The organism is Caulobacter sp. GW821-FHT12D05 (assembly GCF_058807295.1).
This window is the reverse complement of the sequence record NZ_JBXAQO010000001.1, coordinates 1,428,553-1,442,898: the sequence shown is the minus strand read 5'-3', so window position 1 is coordinate 1,442,898 and position 14,346 is coordinate 1,428,553. Positions and strand designations below refer to the sequence as shown.

General features: G+C 64.7%; 21 protein-coding genes. 15 read left to right on the top strand and 6 right to left on the bottom strand.

Going from position 1 to position 14,346, the window contains the following annotated elements; translation table 11 throughout:
* The first annotated feature begins 54 nt into the window (after positions 1–54).
* Genes AC1RRR_RS06250 through AC1RRR_RS06240 form a run of 3 tightly spaced genes read left to right on the top strand, consistent with a single transcriptional unit; the run spans position 55 to position 3,763 of the window.
* The gene (locus AC1RRR_RS06250; protein WP_492811412.1) at positions 55–270 is read left to right on the top strand and encodes a hypothetical protein; all 216 of its coding nucleotides are present in this window, start codon (positions 55–57) and stop codon (positions 268–270) included.
* Positions 270–2,501, top strand: a complete 2,232-nt coding sequence (locus tag AC1RRR_RS06245; RefSeq protein WP_492811411.1) for a sialate O-acetylesterase — start codon at positions 270–272, stop codon at positions 2,499–2,501. The genes AC1RRR_RS06250 and AC1RRR_RS06245 overlap by 1 nt, the downstream gene beginning before the upstream one ends.
* On the top strand, positions 2,498–3,763 hold the full coding sequence (locus tag AC1RRR_RS06240) for a fibronectin type III domain-containing protein (protein ID WP_492811410.1): 1,266 nt from the start codon (positions 2,498–2,500) through the stop codon (positions 3,761–3,763). Before AC1RRR_RS06245 ends, AC1RRR_RS06240 begins: the two co-directional genes overlap by 4 nt.
* Positions 3,764–3,900: 137 nt before the next feature.
* Here AC1RRR_RS06240 and AC1RRR_RS06235 read toward each other — a convergent pair whose 3' ends face one another.
* The 3 genes from AC1RRR_RS06235 to AC1RRR_RS06225 all read right to left on the bottom strand — a co-directional run bounded on the left by AC1RRR_RS06235 (position 3,901) and on the right by AC1RRR_RS06225 (position 5,824).
* Positions 3,901–4,671, bottom strand: coding sequence for a hypothetical protein (locus AC1RRR_RS06235; protein WP_492811409.1), 771 nt, complete (start codon positions 4,669–4,671; stop codon positions 3,901–3,903).
* Entirely contained in the window at positions 4,668–5,618 is a 951-nt protein-coding gene (locus AC1RRR_RS06230; RefSeq protein ID WP_492811408.1) for a hypothetical protein, read from the bottom strand. Before AC1RRR_RS06230 ends, AC1RRR_RS06235 begins: the two co-directional genes overlap by 4 nt.
* A gap of 71 nt (positions 5,619–5,689) precedes the next feature.
* Entirely contained in the window at positions 5,690–5,824 is a 135-nt protein-coding gene (locus AC1RRR_RS06225; RefSeq protein ID WP_492811407.1) for a hypothetical protein, read from the bottom strand.
* 113 nt (positions 5,825–5,937) lie between these two features.
* Here AC1RRR_RS06225 and AC1RRR_RS06220 point away from each other — a divergent pair, with 113 nt between their 5' ends.
* The 6 genes from AC1RRR_RS06220 (at position 5,938) to AC1RRR_RS06195 (ending at position 8,297) form a co-directional block, all read left to right on the top strand.
* The gene (locus tag AC1RRR_RS06220) at positions 5,938–6,102 is read left to right on the top strand and encodes a ribbon-helix-helix domain-containing protein (protein ID WP_492811405.1); all 165 of its coding nucleotides are present in this window, start codon (positions 5,938–5,940) and stop codon (positions 6,100–6,102) included.
* Between the two features lie 90 nt (positions 6,103–6,192).
* Entirely contained in the window at positions 6,193–6,657 is a 465-nt protein-coding gene (locus tag AC1RRR_RS06215; RefSeq protein WP_492811403.1) for a hypothetical protein, read from the top strand.
* The gene (locus tag AC1RRR_RS06210; protein ID WP_492811401.1) at positions 6,650–6,892 is read left to right on the top strand and encodes a hypothetical protein; all 243 of its coding nucleotides are present in this window, start codon (positions 6,650–6,652) and stop codon (positions 6,890–6,892) included. Before AC1RRR_RS06215 ends, AC1RRR_RS06210 begins: the two co-directional genes overlap by 8 nt.
* 56 nt (positions 6,893–6,948) lie before the next feature.
* On the top strand, positions 6,949–7,392 hold the full coding sequence (locus tag AC1RRR_RS06205) for a D-Ala-D-Ala carboxypeptidase family metallohydrolase (protein ID WP_492811399.1): 444 nt from the start codon (positions 6,949–6,951) through the stop codon (positions 7,390–7,392).
* Positions 7,393–7,430: 38 nt separating this feature from the next.
* Positions 7,431–7,949: a hypothetical protein gene (locus tag AC1RRR_RS06200; protein ID WP_492811398.1), complete on the top strand. Its 519-nt coding sequence runs from the start codon at positions 7,431–7,433 to the stop codon at positions 7,947–7,949.
* A gap of 72 nt (positions 7,950–8,021) precedes the next feature.
* Positions 8,022–8,297, top strand: a complete 276-nt coding sequence (locus AC1RRR_RS06195; protein WP_492811396.1) for a hypothetical protein — start codon at positions 8,022–8,024, stop codon at positions 8,295–8,297.
* Positions 8,298–8,334: 37 nt separating this feature from the next.
* Here the strand turns inward: AC1RRR_RS06195 and AC1RRR_RS06190 are convergent, their stop codons facing one another.
* The 3 genes from AC1RRR_RS06190 to AC1RRR_RS06180 all read right to left on the bottom strand — a co-directional run bounded on the left by AC1RRR_RS06190 (position 8,335) and on the right by AC1RRR_RS06180 (position 10,129).
* Positions 8,335–8,688 carry a hypothetical protein gene (locus AC1RRR_RS06190; protein ID WP_492811394.1) on the bottom strand — a complete coding sequence of 118 codons (354 nt, stop codon included), beginning with the start codon at positions 8,686–8,688 and terminating at the stop codon, positions 8,335–8,337.
* Between the two features lie 99 nt (positions 8,689–8,787).
* Positions 8,788–9,432, bottom strand: coding sequence for a hypothetical protein (locus tag AC1RRR_RS06185; RefSeq protein ID WP_492811392.1), 645 nt, complete (start codon positions 9,430–9,432; stop codon positions 8,788–8,790).
* 490 nt (positions 9,433–9,922) lie between these two features.
* Positions 9,923–10,129 (bottom strand): hypothetical protein, encoded by a 207-nt coding sequence (locus tag AC1RRR_RS06180; protein WP_492811390.1) that lies wholly within the window; start codon positions 10,127–10,129, stop codon positions 9,923–9,925.
* 438 nt (positions 10,130–10,567) lie between these two features.
* On the opposite strand from AC1RRR_RS06180, the gene AC1RRR_RS06175 reads away from it, so the two are divergent.
* From AC1RRR_RS06175 to cysW, 6 genes are all read left to right on the top strand, one after another.
* Entirely contained in the window at positions 10,568–10,693 is a 126-nt protein-coding gene (locus AC1RRR_RS06175) for a hypothetical protein (RefSeq protein ID WP_492811388.1), read from the top strand.
* 169 nt (positions 10,694–10,862) lie between these two features.
* Positions 10,863–11,030 carry a hypothetical protein gene (locus AC1RRR_RS06170; RefSeq protein ID WP_492811386.1) on the top strand — a complete coding sequence of 56 codons (168 nt, stop codon included), beginning with the start codon at positions 10,863–10,865 and terminating at the stop codon, positions 11,028–11,030.
* Positions 11,027–11,440 carry a TonB family protein gene (locus tag AC1RRR_RS06165; protein ID WP_492811384.1) on the top strand — a complete coding sequence of 138 codons (414 nt, stop codon included), beginning with the start codon at positions 11,027–11,029 and terminating at the stop codon, positions 11,438–11,440. Before AC1RRR_RS06170 ends, AC1RRR_RS06165 begins: the two co-directional genes overlap by 4 nt.
* A 205-nt stretch (positions 11,441–11,645) precedes the next feature.
* Positions 11,646–12,431 (top strand): LbetaH domain-containing protein, encoded by a 786-nt coding sequence (locus tag AC1RRR_RS06160; RefSeq protein WP_492811382.1) that lies wholly within the window; start codon positions 11,646–11,648, stop codon positions 12,429–12,431.
* Positions 12,432–12,609: 178 nt separating this feature from the next.
* Positions 12,610–13,482: a sulfate ABC transporter permease subunit CysT gene (cysT, locus tag AC1RRR_RS06155; protein ID WP_492811380.1), complete on the top strand. Its 873-nt coding sequence runs from the start codon at positions 12,610–12,612 to the stop codon at positions 13,480–13,482.
* Positions 13,482–14,336 (top strand): sulfate ABC transporter permease subunit CysW, encoded by an 855-nt coding sequence (cysW, locus tag AC1RRR_RS06150; protein WP_492811378.1) that lies wholly within the window; start codon positions 13,482–13,484, stop codon positions 14,334–14,336. The genes cysT and cysW overlap by 1 nt, the downstream gene beginning before the upstream one ends.
* Positions 14,337–14,346: the final 10 nt, after the last annotated feature.

Below are 14,346 nucleotides of genomic sequence, written 5' to 3'. Positions count from 1 at the left end.
AGGCGCGCGCGTCTATGGCGGATCTCTGACCCCTGCACGGGACGGTCTTCCCTCATGTCCAAGCCTGCCACCGCCGGCAGCCCCGAAGTGGAGCTGTCGAAGACGAAACTGCGTCTGCTCGCCACCTACTACCAGTACCGCGAGCAGGAGGACGCTATCCGCCGCGCGCGCGAAGGCGTGACCGAGGAGCTGCGCTCGGTCGATGCCGAGTTGCGCGGCTACGAGGCGGCACGAACCGGGTTCGCCAAGACCGAGGGAGGCGAGGGCTGATGGCCTCGATCACGACGGAAACCGTCGCGCTGCGCCTGGCGCAACGGCTGGTCGATCATGGCGTCGCCATCGACGACGTGGAGGCCTTCGCGGCTGACTTCGCGCCGGATCTGGTCGACTGGGTCGGCGGCGAGGAGGCTGTTCCGGTCTCGTTGGCGTCGAAGGTGGCGACCACGTCGGCCGCGTGGAACACCGATGTCATGGAGCGTATCGACTGGTGGACCGGACCGGCCGATGGCGGGCCGAATGGCGACGGCCTGTACCCTATGACCAACGCCGCCGGGGTGACGTCTCTGTTCCCTTCGGTCGCGAAGATCCTCGATAGCACCGCGAAGGGCAATTCAGGCTGGTCGCCTGTAACTGCGGCGGTGACATCCGGCGCTCGCGTGGTCTTCAGGGTCACCGACTGGACCGGCGGCCAGGGGGCGAAGCCTGCGATCAACAAGTACCTAGGCGCCGCCGGCCTCGTCGACACCGCAGCGGCAGCTGTGGATGTGGCGTCAGTTCTCGGGTCGGCTCTGACGCCTGCGTTGGAGGCGTCCAACGCTGCGGCGGATGCTGCCGAAGGATTTCGCGATGAGGCGGCTGGGTTCCGTGACGATGTCGATGGCAAGCGCACCGAGGTAGCGGAGGATGCCGCCGCGACCTTCGCCGCCCGTGCCATTACGGAAACGATTGTCGCCAACGGCGTCGGCATGCAGCTCTATGACGAGGCGGAGGATCTTCAGCCCATCATCGCCGATGGTGACGATGGCGTGGTGCTGGGCTTCTCGAAAGAGACCGGCCGGGCCGCCGGCTCGATGATCTCCGACATCCTCGCTCGTTCGGTCCTGGCCTCGCGCCTGATCGGCGGCGAGGAAATGATGAGCTACGTCGATCCTGAGGCGGCCGTGCAGCCGATCATCGCCGACGCAGATGGCGGCGTGGTGCTGGGTTGGGACCTCGCCGAGGAAAAGCCCGTCGGCCTGCTGATGGACTACATCGCGGCGAACAGCAGCACGGCGAAGCGCTTCCTGTTCGACAACGTGTCCTGGCACGGCTTCATCAGCTACGGTCAGTCGCTGTCCGTGGGCGCCAATGGCACGCCGGCGCTGTCGGTCGTGCAACCCTATAGCAACCTGACCTTTACGGGCGGCCCGAAGGCGGCCGTGGGCGCCGGGACCTCAGCGACCAAGGCCCTTGTAGAGGACAATCTGAGTGAAGGCGGCGTCGTCGGCGGTAATCGCGGCGAAACGATCTGCTCGGGCATGGCCAACTGGGCCGTCGAGCTTTTGGCCCGCGCCGGGCGCGATCCGGCGGGGCACGTCATCTTCTCGTCAGCTCCCGGTCAGGGCAGTCAGACGGTCGCGGAGCTCAGCAAGGGGACGTCCTATTACACGCGCCTGATCGGTCACGTTGCGGCGGCCAAGGCCCTGGCTGACGCTGCCAGTCAATCTTATGCGCTGCACGCCATAGCCTGGGTGCAGGGCGAGACCGACGCGGGCAACGGCCTGTCACAGTCCGCCTACCGCGCCGCCCTGGAGCAGCTTCTGGACGACGCCGACGCCGACGTTCGGGCGGCCACCGGCCAAGCCCAGAAGCTGCACTTGCTGACCTACCAGACGGCCGCCCGGGCGCAGACGTCGGACGGGTCGGTGGCCCTGGCCCAGCTTCAATTGGCGCAGGAGCACGAGCGCGTTCACTTCGTGACCCCGCTCTACTTCTTCTCTCATGCGGGCGATGCTCTGCACCTGGTCGGTACCAGTTATCAGCGGTTCGCGCGTTATGAGGGCCGCGCCTACTACCAGCTGGTGATCGAAGGCCGGGAACCGGACTATCTGCGTCCTATGTCGGCCACCGCGCGCGGCACGGCCTTGATCCTGACCATGGCCCCGCCGGTCGCCCCGCTGGTGCTGGACACGACGAACCTGGGGGCTACGACCGACTACGGCTTCAAGGTCGTTGACGACACGGGAGCCTTAACCCTTTCGGCCATCACCGTGGCGGGGTCTGAGGTTCGGATGACGCTGAACCGTCCTCTGGGGGCGAACCCGCGTATCCGCTACGCCCTGGATTACCTGGGTTCGGGTCTGTCGATCGGCGGCGGGGCCAGCGGTAACCTGCGGGACAGTACCCCTGACACCTGCAACGTCGGCCCCAACGATGGGTCCGGCGCTCTCACCAGCCGTCCGATGTTCCACTGGGCGCCGCACTTCCAACTCAACATCAGCAAGCTGGATCCTTACGCATGAGCGGGACGCCCTTCTTCCGTCTGCCCTTCGCCGTGCCAGGCGCTTCGGCCCTGACGCTGGACCCGACCAAGATCGTGTCGATGTTCAACAGCTATCCCGCGTCGCCGACCGCGCCGGGCCAGGTGTCGGGCTTCGATGTCGACGAGGGCGGCGGCACCATGACGCTGACCTGGACGCCTAGCGCCACGGGCATCACTGCCGGCTACTTGGTCGAGAAGCGTGACTCCCCTGCGGGCATCTGGTCGACCACGACCTTCGAAAGCACGTCGCCAACCTACGCCTACGATGACCTGATTATCGACCAGGCCTATGATTTCCGCGTGACGCCGTATGGGCCGGGAGGCGTTGGGATCGTCTCGCCGATCGTCACCAAGACCGTGCCGTTCCCCACCGAGGCGACTGCGACGGCGCACTGGTACTTCGGCGATAGCGAGGCGTCGCTGCTGGATCGTAAGACGGGAGCGCCGCTACGCCGGAACATGAACGCTGCGGTCAACAGCGGAGGTTCGGGCTACACCGGCGCCCCGACGGTCACCGCGAGCGACGGCAGCTCGTGGACCGCCGTCGTCGCCAGCGGCGCCGTCACCGGCCTCTATCTTGCCGCGCCGCCACCGGCGGCGGTCACCGTCGCGCCCACGCTCAGCTTCTCGGGCGGCGATGGGACTGGCGCTGCAGCCACGGTGGGGCTGCGGGCTCAGCCGACGTTCGGGTCTGCGTCCATGACCCTGCCGGCCAGCAACATGAACGGGCTGGTGACGCCCTACGATGATGCCGCCGGTCACTGTATCGCGATGGTCGTGAAGGTGCTGAAGACCGGCGGTTCCAACCAGATCCTGTTCGGCAGCATCACCCAAAACGCTCCGGCCGGCGGTGACTCAGTCTTCAACGATATCGTCGGCGGCAACTTCTTCCGCGCCCTGACGCGTTCGAACGCCGGCCAGAACATCGCGCTGCCTTCGGGGGTGGCGGAAGGCGACTATGTGTTCGTCGCCCTGTCGCAGGCAGCCGACGGAACGCGCCGCCTGTTCATCGGCGACCCGGCAGCGCCGACGATTGTGACCGGAACCCTGACGAAGCTGTTGGCGACGCCCATGCGCAAGGTCGGCCTGGGGAACTGTTACTACAACACCAGCAGCTATTTCGCGGCCGTGGAGATCGCCAGCGCGCTCTATTGGAACGGGCCGCTGTCACAGGCGGATCTGACTGCGGTCTACGGTCGTGAGAAGGACCGCTTGGCCCTGCGCGGGATCGCGGTGCACTGATGGTAAGGCTTGTTGGCGAAGACGGCCTGGATCACGAGGATACCCTCCTCGCAAGCGACGAGCTGCTCTTTCCCAGCGGCAACATCGTGTCTCGCTGGGAGGTCGAGCAGTACAAGATCTCCGCAGGCTTTCGAAGACTAGTCGAGGACCCGTCTTCGGAACTGCTCGATGAGCTGCGCGGTCGCATCAGCGGCCTCTTCGAGCACTGAAACTATGTTTCCTTGAACGGGGAAGTCCGGGGGGAAAATCAAAACCATCGGACCATCGTTGATTGCATACGTTTCGGATGGATGTTCGAAGAAGGTGCTGTCGTCCAGCGGCTCACCGGCCGTAAGCGCCACCAGCATTCCGCCGAAGGAGAGGATAGAGCCCGGAGGGAGACCCATTTCCTTGGCGATCATCGCGCCGAGGTCTGCCGACGTGCTGACGAACGACGCGACAGGGAGCACCATGCGATGTTTGTCCTGGACGTCGATATCGTGAAGAGCACGGAGCCTGACATTGCCGCCTCGGTACGGCCTCGCTGCCTTAACCATGGCGACGATGTCTGCGCCCAACTTCCTCACAGGGTGCTTTTCCAGGCGTTCATCCAGCGCAGCCCCACTCTCCGCGAATGGAAAGAGCATGTCGCTCAACCCGACACCCCGGACCCTGGCGATGTCACACATCATGATGTCGAGGGCTGTTCTGAGTGAGTGCGCAGCGTCGCCGATTAGAAGGGCCAGAAGAGCTGGAACTTGCGCTGTCACCTGGATTTCCCAGGGGTTTGTAGCACGGTCGGTTTTAGCGAATTTTGGCGCGGCGGCGGCCTGATAGTCCGCGACGGCCGCCTTCAGGTCGCTAATGTGTTTGCTGGCCCGGTCCAGGCGCAGAACTGGCCCGTCAAAAGGTCGTAGCTGCTCAGTCATGATGCGGTCCCCACCAAACCGAAGAGCCTAGGGATGTCCGCGACCGTGAACGGGATGAGCGGGTAATATCGGCCTAGGTAGTGAGCAACTGCGATCACGGTCAACGCGACGCAAGGTGCTAGGTCCAGACCCGCCAGCCTAAACTGAACCTCTCTTTTCGCGCCAAGCAACAAGCCTCGTATTTTTTTGATCTCGGCGAACGCGGCATCAAGGGCGCCAGATCTTGCGTCCAGGTTTGCCACTGAAGTCTCATACTCCGGAACATACCGCTCGATGGGCGACGTGACCGGCACCTGCTGCACCTTGCCCCTCGAAATTATCCGTTGGGCGATGTAGCGCCAGGCGTCGCGCATGTGAGCTTCGACGGCTTCTATCAGCGCTTTGCGGAGAGGCTCTTGCTCGTCGGTGAAGGGTTCGAGGGGCTGGAGAAAAGCCGTCTGTTCAAACCTTGGCTGACCTACCCACAAATCCGGACGCGCAAGGATCTCTTCTGTCCTGGTCGGGCCGAGTTCCTGCACCAGCCGCTCGACGAATTGTTGGGCGAGCAGCGTGTCGTTTGCCAAGCGAAGCGTCTTGGCCGCTTGGTCCATCTCGTGCCCCGCCCGTTGCAGGGCGGATAAGGCCACCGTCAGATCCTGCTCGAGTTGCGGGTGGCGGCCGCTTTTCTGTCGAAGATACGCGGCCGTGTCGGTGCGCCAGAGCACGCAGAAGTACAGGCAGTAGTAAAGCGCGCCAACGAACAGAATGAACAGCGTGACGTCGCCACCGATCGGTATGCTGACCCCTTCGAAGCTGAGCGTCGGGGCGGCTTTGGTCGTGGTCAGGGACAGCACCAGCAGCGCGGCGGAGGCCAGCAGCGTCGTTCGCTTGTGGGCGTAGTAATTGGCCGGAAGCTCCGGCTCCTTAGCGTCAGGTTTGGCCTGGCCGGATGTGCTGTAGTCGACCATCGCCGCCCCATAGATGAGCGGCGAAGCTTTCACAGCCTTCGCGGGTCTTCAAGCCGTATTGATCTCGTCGCTCAGGCGTAGATCCAGAAAAGAACGGCCCCGATGATGATGGGCGCGGCGTGGACGAGCCAGGCCAGGAAAGCCACCATGGGTGTGTCCGGCGTGTCCGGTGGTCCGTCAAAGTCCTCTTCACCGCCGAACATCATGACTAGCGCCCCGTCCTGAGAATTGACCAGTAAACGGTATCGTCTACCATAAACGGTATCGTGTATAGGGCGCTGTTTTGACAGACATAACGATACCGTTTAGTGCGCCGCGTATGGGCCGACCCGCTATGGGCATGAAGGCGACGCAAGTGCGCCTGTCAGACGAGCAGCGCGATCAGATCGACGCTCTGGTCGGCAAGAAGCGACGCGCCCAGTTCATCCGCGACGCGATCGACGAAAAGCTTACGCGCGCCGCCAGGGGCGACGCCTCCAAGTAACGACCTCGCTGTGTTGCGGGTGTCGTGCGAACCCGGTTCGCAGCCATCACCCCAGACCAGGCCTCTCCCGGCCGGAGGTAGGAGCATGCAGTGGATTTCCCCACGGCGATCGAGAAATACTGGTCGCATGCCGCCGCGCTCGCGGCTGGGGCTTTCGCGGCCTGGCAAAAGATGCGCGAGGCGCGAGAGAAGCGGCGAACGGATGATATTGCTGCCGCAACCGCCCGCCATGTCGCCAGGCTGGACCTCACGAAGCTGGCGCAGCAGGCGGCGGCCGATGTCATCAACACCCTGCGAGAGGAGGTCTCGCGCCTCTCGGGCGAACTCGACGAGGTCCGCGACGAGCTGCGAGACCTCCAGCGGGAGCACATGAGGATGCTGGCCGACAAAGACGCGAAGATCGCCCTCCTAGAGGGGCGCAATCGCCAACTGGAAGCGTCGATCGCCGCGCACCGCCGCATGATGCTGGCTGCCGGAATGGATCTGCCGCCCGAACCCGCCTTCTTCGAGATCCGCGACGGCGAGCTGAAGACCGTGGAGCAAGGCTATGGCTGATCTGCACATCGAGAAGCTGCTGCCGGTCATGGCTCTGACCATCCTTGGCGGCCTGGCCTTCGTCCTGGTCTTCCACGCCGTGCCCCGCGAGAACCAGCAGTTGGTGACCTTCATCGCCGGCGCCATCTCGGGCGCGATCACCGTTGCTGGTGGCCAACGCCTCGCCGGCCGCCTGAACCAGACCGTAACGACCCCTGACGGCGACACGACGGTCGCCACCGAAGCCAAGCCCTAAGGGCGGCCCTCGGCGAACCCGGTTCGCCTCTATCCCCACATTTAGGAGACGCGCTCATGCAGTTGAGCGATCACTTCTCGCTGCCCGAACTGACGGTCAGCGCCAATGCCGCGCGCCTGGGTCTGTCGAACGACCCGCCGCCCGAGATCCTGGAGCGGCTGAAGATCGTCGCGGCCCACATGGAGTTGGTCAGGACCGCGCTGGGCGGCAAGCCGATCCGCGTGACCAGCTGCTATCGCTCGCCGGCCGTCAACCGTGCGGCCGGCGGCGCGAAGGCGTCGGCGCACATGGAGGGATGGGCGGTCGATTTCCAGTGCCCGACCTTCGGCACGCCGATCGAGGTCGCCATGCGCCTGGCCAAGTCGGGCCTGACCTATGACCAGCTTATCCACGAGCATGGGACGTGGGTCCACATCAGCTTCGACCCCCGCAGCCGGGGTCAAAAGCTGACGATCGACGCGCTGGGTACGCGCGCCGGGTTGCTGCCGGCGCGCCACTAGGGCGCGGCGGATCTCCTCTCACGCAAGGACCATCCACTATGAAGACCCTGCTTATCGGGCTCGCCGTCGCGAGCCTGGCCGCCGTCGTGTGCGGTTGCGCCGCCCTTCCGTCCAAGGGCGACCTCATCGAGGCCGTGACTGATCCGGCGGTCGACGCCGCCGCCGTTCGGTTCGAGACGGCGCTCTACGTGATGACCAGCTCGATCGCGCCCTTGGTCGCCGATCCCTCGGCGGATCTCGATCGGGCGAAGTTCGCCAAGCGGCTGCGCAACGCGGCGGCGGATCTCGACCAGGCACGCGCCATGTTCGACGCCCGCGCGGGCGATCCGATCGCCCTGACCAGCGCCGCGTTCGATCTGCTCGACGAAGCCGTGCCGGCGGGCTCCAGCCTGAGGGTGCGCCTGGCGCTCAGCGCCGGCCGTACGGCGGTCTCGGTCTTCGCGTCATCGCTCAGCCTCGTCGGGCCGCCTTCGCCGCCGTCCGAGGCCCTGGTGCTGGCCAGGGCGCGCACCGACCGCACCGTCGCTGATCTGCTCGCGCGCCTGCCGGCCAGCTGATCGCAGGCGCAAACCGTTCGGCACCGCCGAGGCGCACCGGCCGCCTACCGCCGGCCATTCCCAGGAGACCCCATGAGCTATTCGTTCAACTTGACGGCCCCGTCGAAGGCCGAGGCGAAAGAGAAGATCGCCGCCGAGTTCGACAAGATCCTCGCCAGCCAGCCGATTCACGCGGCCGACCGGGCTTCGGCTGAAGCCGCCGCTGGCGCCTTTGTCGACGTGCTCAAGGACCCGACCGAAGACGAAGAAGTCGCCGTGACCGTCAACGGCTCGGTCGGTTGGCGCGCGGAAGGCGAGTTCATCAGCGCGAGCATCGGCATCAGTGCCGGCGTCAGGGGCAAGACCTAAGCCGCGATCAGATCTCGAACCCAGAAGGCCCCGCCGATCACCCGGCGGGGCCTTTTTCGTTTCTGACCTCGGCCAACGGTGGATAGCCGTACGCGGCAGGGTCTAGGCCCGCCTCGGTCAGCGTATTCCTGATCCACAGTGCCCGGCCTTCGAAGTAGTCCGAGACCATGCCGAAGTGGGCGTAAGCGCCGCCCATGACGTAAGACCGGCAGGCTTTTTCACCGCACGGGCACTTGAGCCGCTTCGTCAGGTCGCCGATCGGCGCGTTCAGGTACTTGCGCCACGGGCCGACGAACTGCGCCTTGCTGAAGCGCTCAGGCCGACCGCAGGCCTCGCATTTCACGGCCAGATCCCAGCCGTACTCCAGCACCTCGACGAGACGATAGTCCATGAGCCCGCGGTTGATTGGCGTTCTCGCTTTGTTCCCTCTTTCGCGAGGGCCAGTCAATGCACCAGAGCGAGAATGCCGAGGTTATGGAATTTTTGGAGCTCAAGCCCCCTCGGCATCCTCTAGAAACTTTGGCTTGTCGCCGTGCTTGGCCGCGTAGCGCTTTAGGTCGGCGTGTAAGACGGTGGATGCAACCCCCGGCGCCGTCGCGTAGCTGGCCATCAGCTCTCTGTTTTGAACTGCGCGCAGAAGCATCTGATATGTCGCGTCAACCTCAGCCCGGATAGCAGGCGCGGGGCCGGATGGCGGTTCAAGGTCCAGCCACAGGTAAGCGGCCTGAGCAAGCGTGATAGGATTTATTCGCCGCCAAGTCTTAATATCGAGAGCCTTCCGTTCCCAAGAGCGAGGGCGGAGCGGGATCTCGTTGTTTACCCGGTCGGTAGAGGGCGTCACGGCTTCTGCCGGCCAATTGAAAACGTAGCGAGACAAGCTCACTACCGCGCGTAGCGCAGCAGCTGCCAACAACAGTGCTGCCAGTCCCACCAAAAGGTAGCTGGCGGGCGAGAACATTCTGAGCGCCGGCGTGAGGTAGGTCAGCCAAAGTGCGACGGCGGTGGCGATGACGACGAGCAGGCCTCCCAAATATGTCCACGGCTTGAGTGTCTTTTCAGCACTTGCGGCGACCGCTTGAAGTCGAGCGAGGGGTGTCTGATCCGTCATGTCTCGCAGAATGGCGAAGCTGGCCACGCTCTGCAATCCGGCAACCTTTTTGGTTTGACAGTCGATAAATAAGCCGTTGATTTCCTTAGGGGGCGATCTAAGGGGTTTGACGGCCTAAGTACCTGACAAGGTTAAAAACTGGTCGCCCCACCCGGCCTACCAATTCAAGCCATTGAACCGTAACGGGTTCTTGGGCGACTTCGCGAGAACATTCCACGACCGTCAGACTGCCCGTCAGACCCACCCGTCAGACCCCGTTCAACCGATGTTCCAGTCTGCGGCGGGAATCAGTCCTCGCTTTGCCTGCGCATCCCAGGCGACCTCGTTGTCTCGCGGCATGTACTTGGCAGGATCTGCTCTGCTGAGAACGGGCTATGGCCGGTAATCAAGGCGATTTGCGGGATTGTGCAGCCGGCGCGTGTGAGCTGGACGACACGGCTATGGCGAAGAGCGCGAACAACGAGGTGGCGAGCGAAGCTGGTGTCCTGACCTATAGCGACGCCTCAGCGACTTGGCGCTAAGCAGCCTGGGAGGGCGAGGCAATGGCCGGACGAGAACGAATGGCCTCGGCAGCGGCCTCGCCCTCTCTGGTCATGCGCAGGTCCATCTCGTTCCAAGTTCCGTGCAGGACCAGGCCGGCACGCTCCAGCTCACGGATTTCATCTAGGTGCTTGTCGTGGAGTGGATCGAACTCGCTGATCCCGCCGCCGAGATGCTCAAGCATCAGTAGGAGGGTTTCGGCGGCCGGCGAGAGTGGCGCCTTGGAAGGCCGTAGCAGGTCTAGAAGCCAATGGAACAATGCTTCCCCCCGGAGCACTCGCTAAGCGCGAACGATAAAGCTATCGGCTGAGCAACTTCACTGCAAGTGGACGCCGTGAACCAACACACCCAAAAAGGGTAATGTCGACCGCTCGACACTGATGCCCCATTTCCCAAGCCTGCATACGGCTGGTCACGCTTCCCCAACATCCAGGAGGTCCGAATGGACATCGACCCTGATCGCCTGCGGGCGGTCTTGGCGCGCTTGGCGGCGCGTCCATCTATGGACTGGTCCGGTTCGGCGCCCTGGCGCTGAGTGGGCACCCGGTTGGCTGCGAGGAGTACAAGCCCTGGCCTTGAACGTCGCCTGCGCCACCCTGCCGGCGTGATCCTGGCGGCCTTTTTGGTCAAGATCGCCGCGCCGCTGATCCCGTTCGCCCCGCTACGGGACGCCTCGGCGTTCGGCTTCGGCGTCGGGGCTTTCGGCTGGGAGCTACTCCCCCTCTTGTTCAAGGTCATCTCGAACTGAGCCAAGCGTCAGGTCGAGACGATCGGCGAGGAGGCCAAGTGATGACCCCGTTCGACATCGCCACCATGGTCAGCGCCGCTGTGGCGGGCCTGGCGTTGGCCCTGAGGGGCAACATGCTCAAGCCCGAGGCAAGGGCTGGGCATCGAGCCGCACCGCCTCTCTGACCATCATGCTCCTGTCGGTCTCCATGGGGGCGGAGGCTATCGCGGTCGGCCAGCACGGCGGCGCGACGCAGCGTGAACTCGCCGTCGTCACCATGGTCGCCATCTCGTCCGTGACGATGCTGGTGCATTTGTGGATGCAGCGTCATGCGCCGACGCTGGAGCAGCGATCATGACCCACTCCGAGCTTCAGGCCGTTCTGCAGCGGACAGGCCGCTATGCTGGGGCCGTGACGGCGTGTGCCCAAGAGATCGTGAAGCCGACTTGGCTCAAGCAGCCAACGGACAAGGACGTTATGCGGTACTACCCGCATGATGCAGCCAAGGCTCGCGTCACTGGACAAGCAGTCATAGACTGCAGGGCCTCTGCTAAAGGAACCGTCTATGACTGTGGCGTCGTTTCCGAGACACCGGCTGCATATGGCTTCGGCGGAGCCTCCGTGGCGATGTCCCGGGTCTTCCGCATGACGCCCATGCTCGTCGATGGGCGACCGTCAGACGGAGGCCAGGTCACCATTCCTGTGAATTTCGACGTCCCGAAGACGTGGCTCCAGAAACTGGCCGACAATCTGGCTAAGGCGCCTTAGGCGTAAACTGGGTACGTCAACGGATATTACGCCATTTCTTTAGGGGGCGATCGGAGGGGTTTGATGGACCAAGCACTTGATACGCTTCAGGAGTGGCCACCCCACCCGGCCTACCAATCAAACCTCTGATCTTGCGGGATTTCAGAGCGCATCCGGCGCCGCATGGCGCGTTTGCGCGAGGCCTGTGTTCTGCTAGCCAAAGCAGATGAACTGGTCCGCTCCCGTCTCCATCACTCTGCCCGGTGACGCCACCGCCTGGAACAGGATCCTGACGTTCCTGGGCCACTACGACAGTCGTTTCTACTGCTCGCCCGGGGCCTATGTGGATATCGGGGCGGGCTCGCTGCCCTGTGTCACCAACCTGATGCTGGTGCCGGCGGGCGAGCCGGGCAAGATCGGCGAGATCGGCCGGTTCTGCGAGATGCATCCATCGGCGCGCATTCTGGTGCGGGGCGAGCACGCCAACGACCGGCCGGTGAACATCTGCTTCAGCGGTCTGCCGATCATACACGGCAGCTTCGACGACGAGGGCCTGGCGCCCTTGCAGCCCTTCAGCATCGGCAACGGCGTTGTGGTTTCGGCCAATGCTCAGGTGCTGAGCGGTCGACGCATCGGCGACGGCGCGGTGATCGGGGCCTCCAGCGTGCTCACCAAGGACGCCGAGCCGCTGGGCATCTATGCCGGGGTTCCGGCCCGCAAGCTGCGGACGCGCGAGACCTGCGCGCCGTGGTGGGACTTCGACATCGCCTATCTGACGGCCAACAAGGCGAGTCTGCAGGCGCTGGCGGCCGATCGTTCGGCGGCGCATGTCTATCGGTCCGAACGTCCGCGTTTTGTCCTGCGCAACGAAGGGACGTCGATGTCGCTGCTCGGCTTCCTGGATGGCGACGCGATCCGGTCGTTCGACGATGCGCCGAGCAAGGTTCGGGACTATGTGGTCCAGGCTTTCGGCTCCGGGCCGACCCACTGGCTGGCCGATTGCTGGGCCTGAGGCGTCTCGCCAGTTTTTCTGCGGCCCCGACCGGGGTTTTCTCATTTGCCCCATAGGCGCGGTAGAGATTTAAGCGGCTCAGTTTCAGCAGCGCCGCCGGGACCCTTATCGGATCCGGCGCGTTCAACCTTTGCCTTGAGCTATGTGGCGAGCCCGGACCCTGGACGACGATCAGACGATGACCGCCGACACCGCCTCGCGCCGGCCGTCTGGCCCCAGCGGAAAGCGGCCGTTTTTCCGTAGGCGTTCGGCCATTCCGGGCTTTGGCCTGACGATGGGCGTGACGCTGACGGTGCTGTCGCTGATCGTCCTGATCCCCTTGAGCGCCGTAGTCCTGAAGGCCGCCAACCAGTCGCCGGCCGAGTTCTGGGCCGTGGCCACCTCGCAGCGCTCGATGGCCGCCTATCGGCTAAGCTTCGGCGCGGCGTTCGTGGCGGCAGTGATCAACAGCATCTTCGGCGTGCTGACCGCCTGGGCCCTGGTCCGTTACGAGTTCCCCGGCAAGACCATCATCAACGCCCTGGTCGACCTGCCGTTCGCCCTGCCGACCGCCGTGGCCGGCATCGCCCTGGCGACGCTGTATGCGCCCAACGGCTGGGTGGGGCAGTTCCTGACGCCGCTGGGCATCAAGGCCGCCTACAATCCGGTCGGCGTGACCATCGCCCTGATCTTCATCGGCCTGCCGTTCGTGGTCCGCACCATCGAGCCCGTCCTGCGTGACGCCGCCGAGGACGTCGAGGAGGCCGCCGCCAGCCTGGGCGCCAATCGCCTCGACACGATCCTTCGGATCGTTCTACCCGCGCTGGCGCCCGCCTGGCTGACCGGCTTCGCCATGGCTTTCGCCCGTGGGGTCGGCGAATACGGCTCGGTGATCTTCATCGCCGGCAACATGCCCTACAAGTCCGAGATCGCGCCGCTGCTGATCATCATCCAGCTGGAGCAGTTCGAATATGCCCGCGCCGCGACGATCGCCGTGGTGATGCTGGCCGTCTCGTTCACGATGCTGCTGGTCATCAACGCCATCCAGGCCTGGGCGCGGAGGTTTGACTGATGGCTACCGTGTCCCATCGTAAGGCCACCGACGATCCGCTGTGGGCCAAGGTCCTGGTCATCGGCACGGTCATGGCCTTCCTGGCGCTGGTCCTGATCCTGCCGCTGGTCGCCGTCTTCGCCGAGGCGCTGCGCAAGGGCTTCGGCGCGGCCATCGAGGCGATCAACAACACCGACGCCCTGGCGGCCGTGAAGCTGACCCTGATCACCGCCGCGATCTCAGTGCCGTTCAACGCCGCCTTCGGCCTGTGCGCAGCCTGGGCCATCGCCAAGCACGAGTTCCCCGGCAAGCCGCTGCTGATCACCCTGATCGACCTGCCGTTCTCGGTGTCGCCGGTCGTGGCCGGCCTGATCTACGTGCTGATCTTCGGCCTGCAGGGGTGGTTTGGCGAATACCTGGTCGACAACGACATCAAGGTCATCTTCGCCGTGCCCGGCATCGTGCTGGCGACCGTCTTCGTGACCTTCCCGTTCGTGGCCCGCGAGCTGATCCCGCTGATGCAGGAGCAGGGGACCAGCGAGGAAGAGGCGGCCGTGTCGATGGGCGCGGGCGGGCTCTACACCTTCTGGCGGGTGACCGCCCCCAACGTGCGCTGGGGCCTGATGTACGGCGTGCTGCTGTGCAACGCCCGCGCCATGGGCGAGTTCGGCGCGGTGTCGGTGGTCAGCGGCCACATCCGCGGCCTGACCAACACCATGCCGCTGCATGTCGAGATCCTCTACAACGAGTACGACTTCGTCGGCGCCTTCGCCGTCGCGGCCTTGCTTTGCCTGCTGGCCGTGGTGACCCTGGTGCTGAAGACGGCGGTCGAAGCCGCCCAGCCCGGCGTGCGCAGCGGCCGCGGCGGACACTGAACGGACTGAA

Excerpts from the sequence above, each read along its gene's own strand:
- cysW (WP_492811378.1), top strand. The coding sequence starts at position 13,482 with ATGGCTACCGTGTCCCATCGTAAGGCCACCGACGATCCGCTGTGGGCC.
- AC1RRR_RS06200 (WP_492811398.1), top strand. The coding sequence starts at position 7,431 with ATGAAGACCCTGCTTATCGGGCTCGCCGTCGCGAGCCTGGCCGCCGTC.
- AC1RRR_RS06235 (WP_492811409.1), bottom strand. The coding sequence starts at position 4,671 with ATGACTGAGCAGCTACGACCTTTTGACGGGCCAGTTCTGCGCCTGGAC.
- AC1RRR_RS06160 (WP_492811382.1), top strand. The coding sequence starts at position 11,646 with ATGAACTGGTCCGCTCCCGTCTCCATCACTCTGCCCGGTGACGCCACC.
- AC1RRR_RS06190 (WP_492811394.1), bottom strand. The coding sequence starts at position 8,688 with ATGGACTATCGTCTCGTCGAGGTGCTGGAGTACGGCTGGGATCTGGCC.
- AC1RRR_RS06245 (WP_492811411.1), top strand. The coding sequence starts at position 270 with ATGGCCTCGATCACGACGGAAACCGTCGCGCTGCGCCTGGCGCAACGG.
- AC1RRR_RS06240 (WP_492811410.1), top strand. The coding sequence starts at position 2,498 with ATGAGCGGGACGCCCTTCTTCCGTCTGCCCTTCGCCGTGCCAGGCGCT.
- AC1RRR_RS06195 (WP_492811396.1), top strand. The coding sequence starts at position 8,022 with ATGAGCTATTCGTTCAACTTGACGGCCCCGTCGAAGGCCGAGGCGAAA.
- AC1RRR_RS06210 (WP_492811401.1), top strand. The coding sequence starts at position 6,650 with ATGGCTGATCTGCACATCGAGAAGCTGCTGCCGGTCATGGCTCTGACC.
- AC1RRR_RS06165 (WP_492811384.1), top strand. The coding sequence starts at position 11,027 with ATGACCCACTCCGAGCTTCAGGCCGTTCTGCAGCGGACAGGCCGCTAT.
- AC1RRR_RS06250 (WP_492811412.1), top strand. The coding sequence starts at position 55 with ATGTCCAAGCCTGCCACCGCCGGCAGCCCCGAAGTGGAGCTGTCGAAG.
- cysT (WP_492811380.1), top strand. The coding sequence starts at position 12,610 with ATGACCGCCGACACCGCCTCGCGCCGGCCGTCTGGCCCCAGCGGAAAG.
- AC1RRR_RS06225 (WP_492811407.1), bottom strand. The coding sequence starts at position 5,824 with ATGATGTTCGGCGGTGAAGAGGACTTTGACGGACCACCGGACACGCCG.
- AC1RRR_RS06170 (WP_492811386.1), top strand. The coding sequence starts at position 10,863 with ATGCTCCTGTCGGTCTCCATGGGGGCGGAGGCTATCGCGGTCGGCCAG.
- AC1RRR_RS06205 (WP_492811399.1), top strand. The coding sequence starts at position 6,949 with ATGCAGTTGAGCGATCACTTCTCGCTGCCCGAACTGACGGTCAGCGCC.
- AC1RRR_RS06230 (WP_492811408.1), bottom strand. The coding sequence starts at position 5,618 with ATGGTCGACTACAGCACATCCGGCCAGGCCAAACCTGACGCTAAGGAG.
- AC1RRR_RS06220 (WP_492811405.1), top strand. The coding sequence starts at position 5,938 with ATGGGCCGACCCGCTATGGGCATGAAGGCGACGCAAGTGCGCCTGTCA.
- AC1RRR_RS06180 (WP_492811390.1), bottom strand. The coding sequence starts at position 10,129 with ATGCTTGAGCATCTCGGCGGCGGGATCAGCGAGTTCGATCCACTCCAC.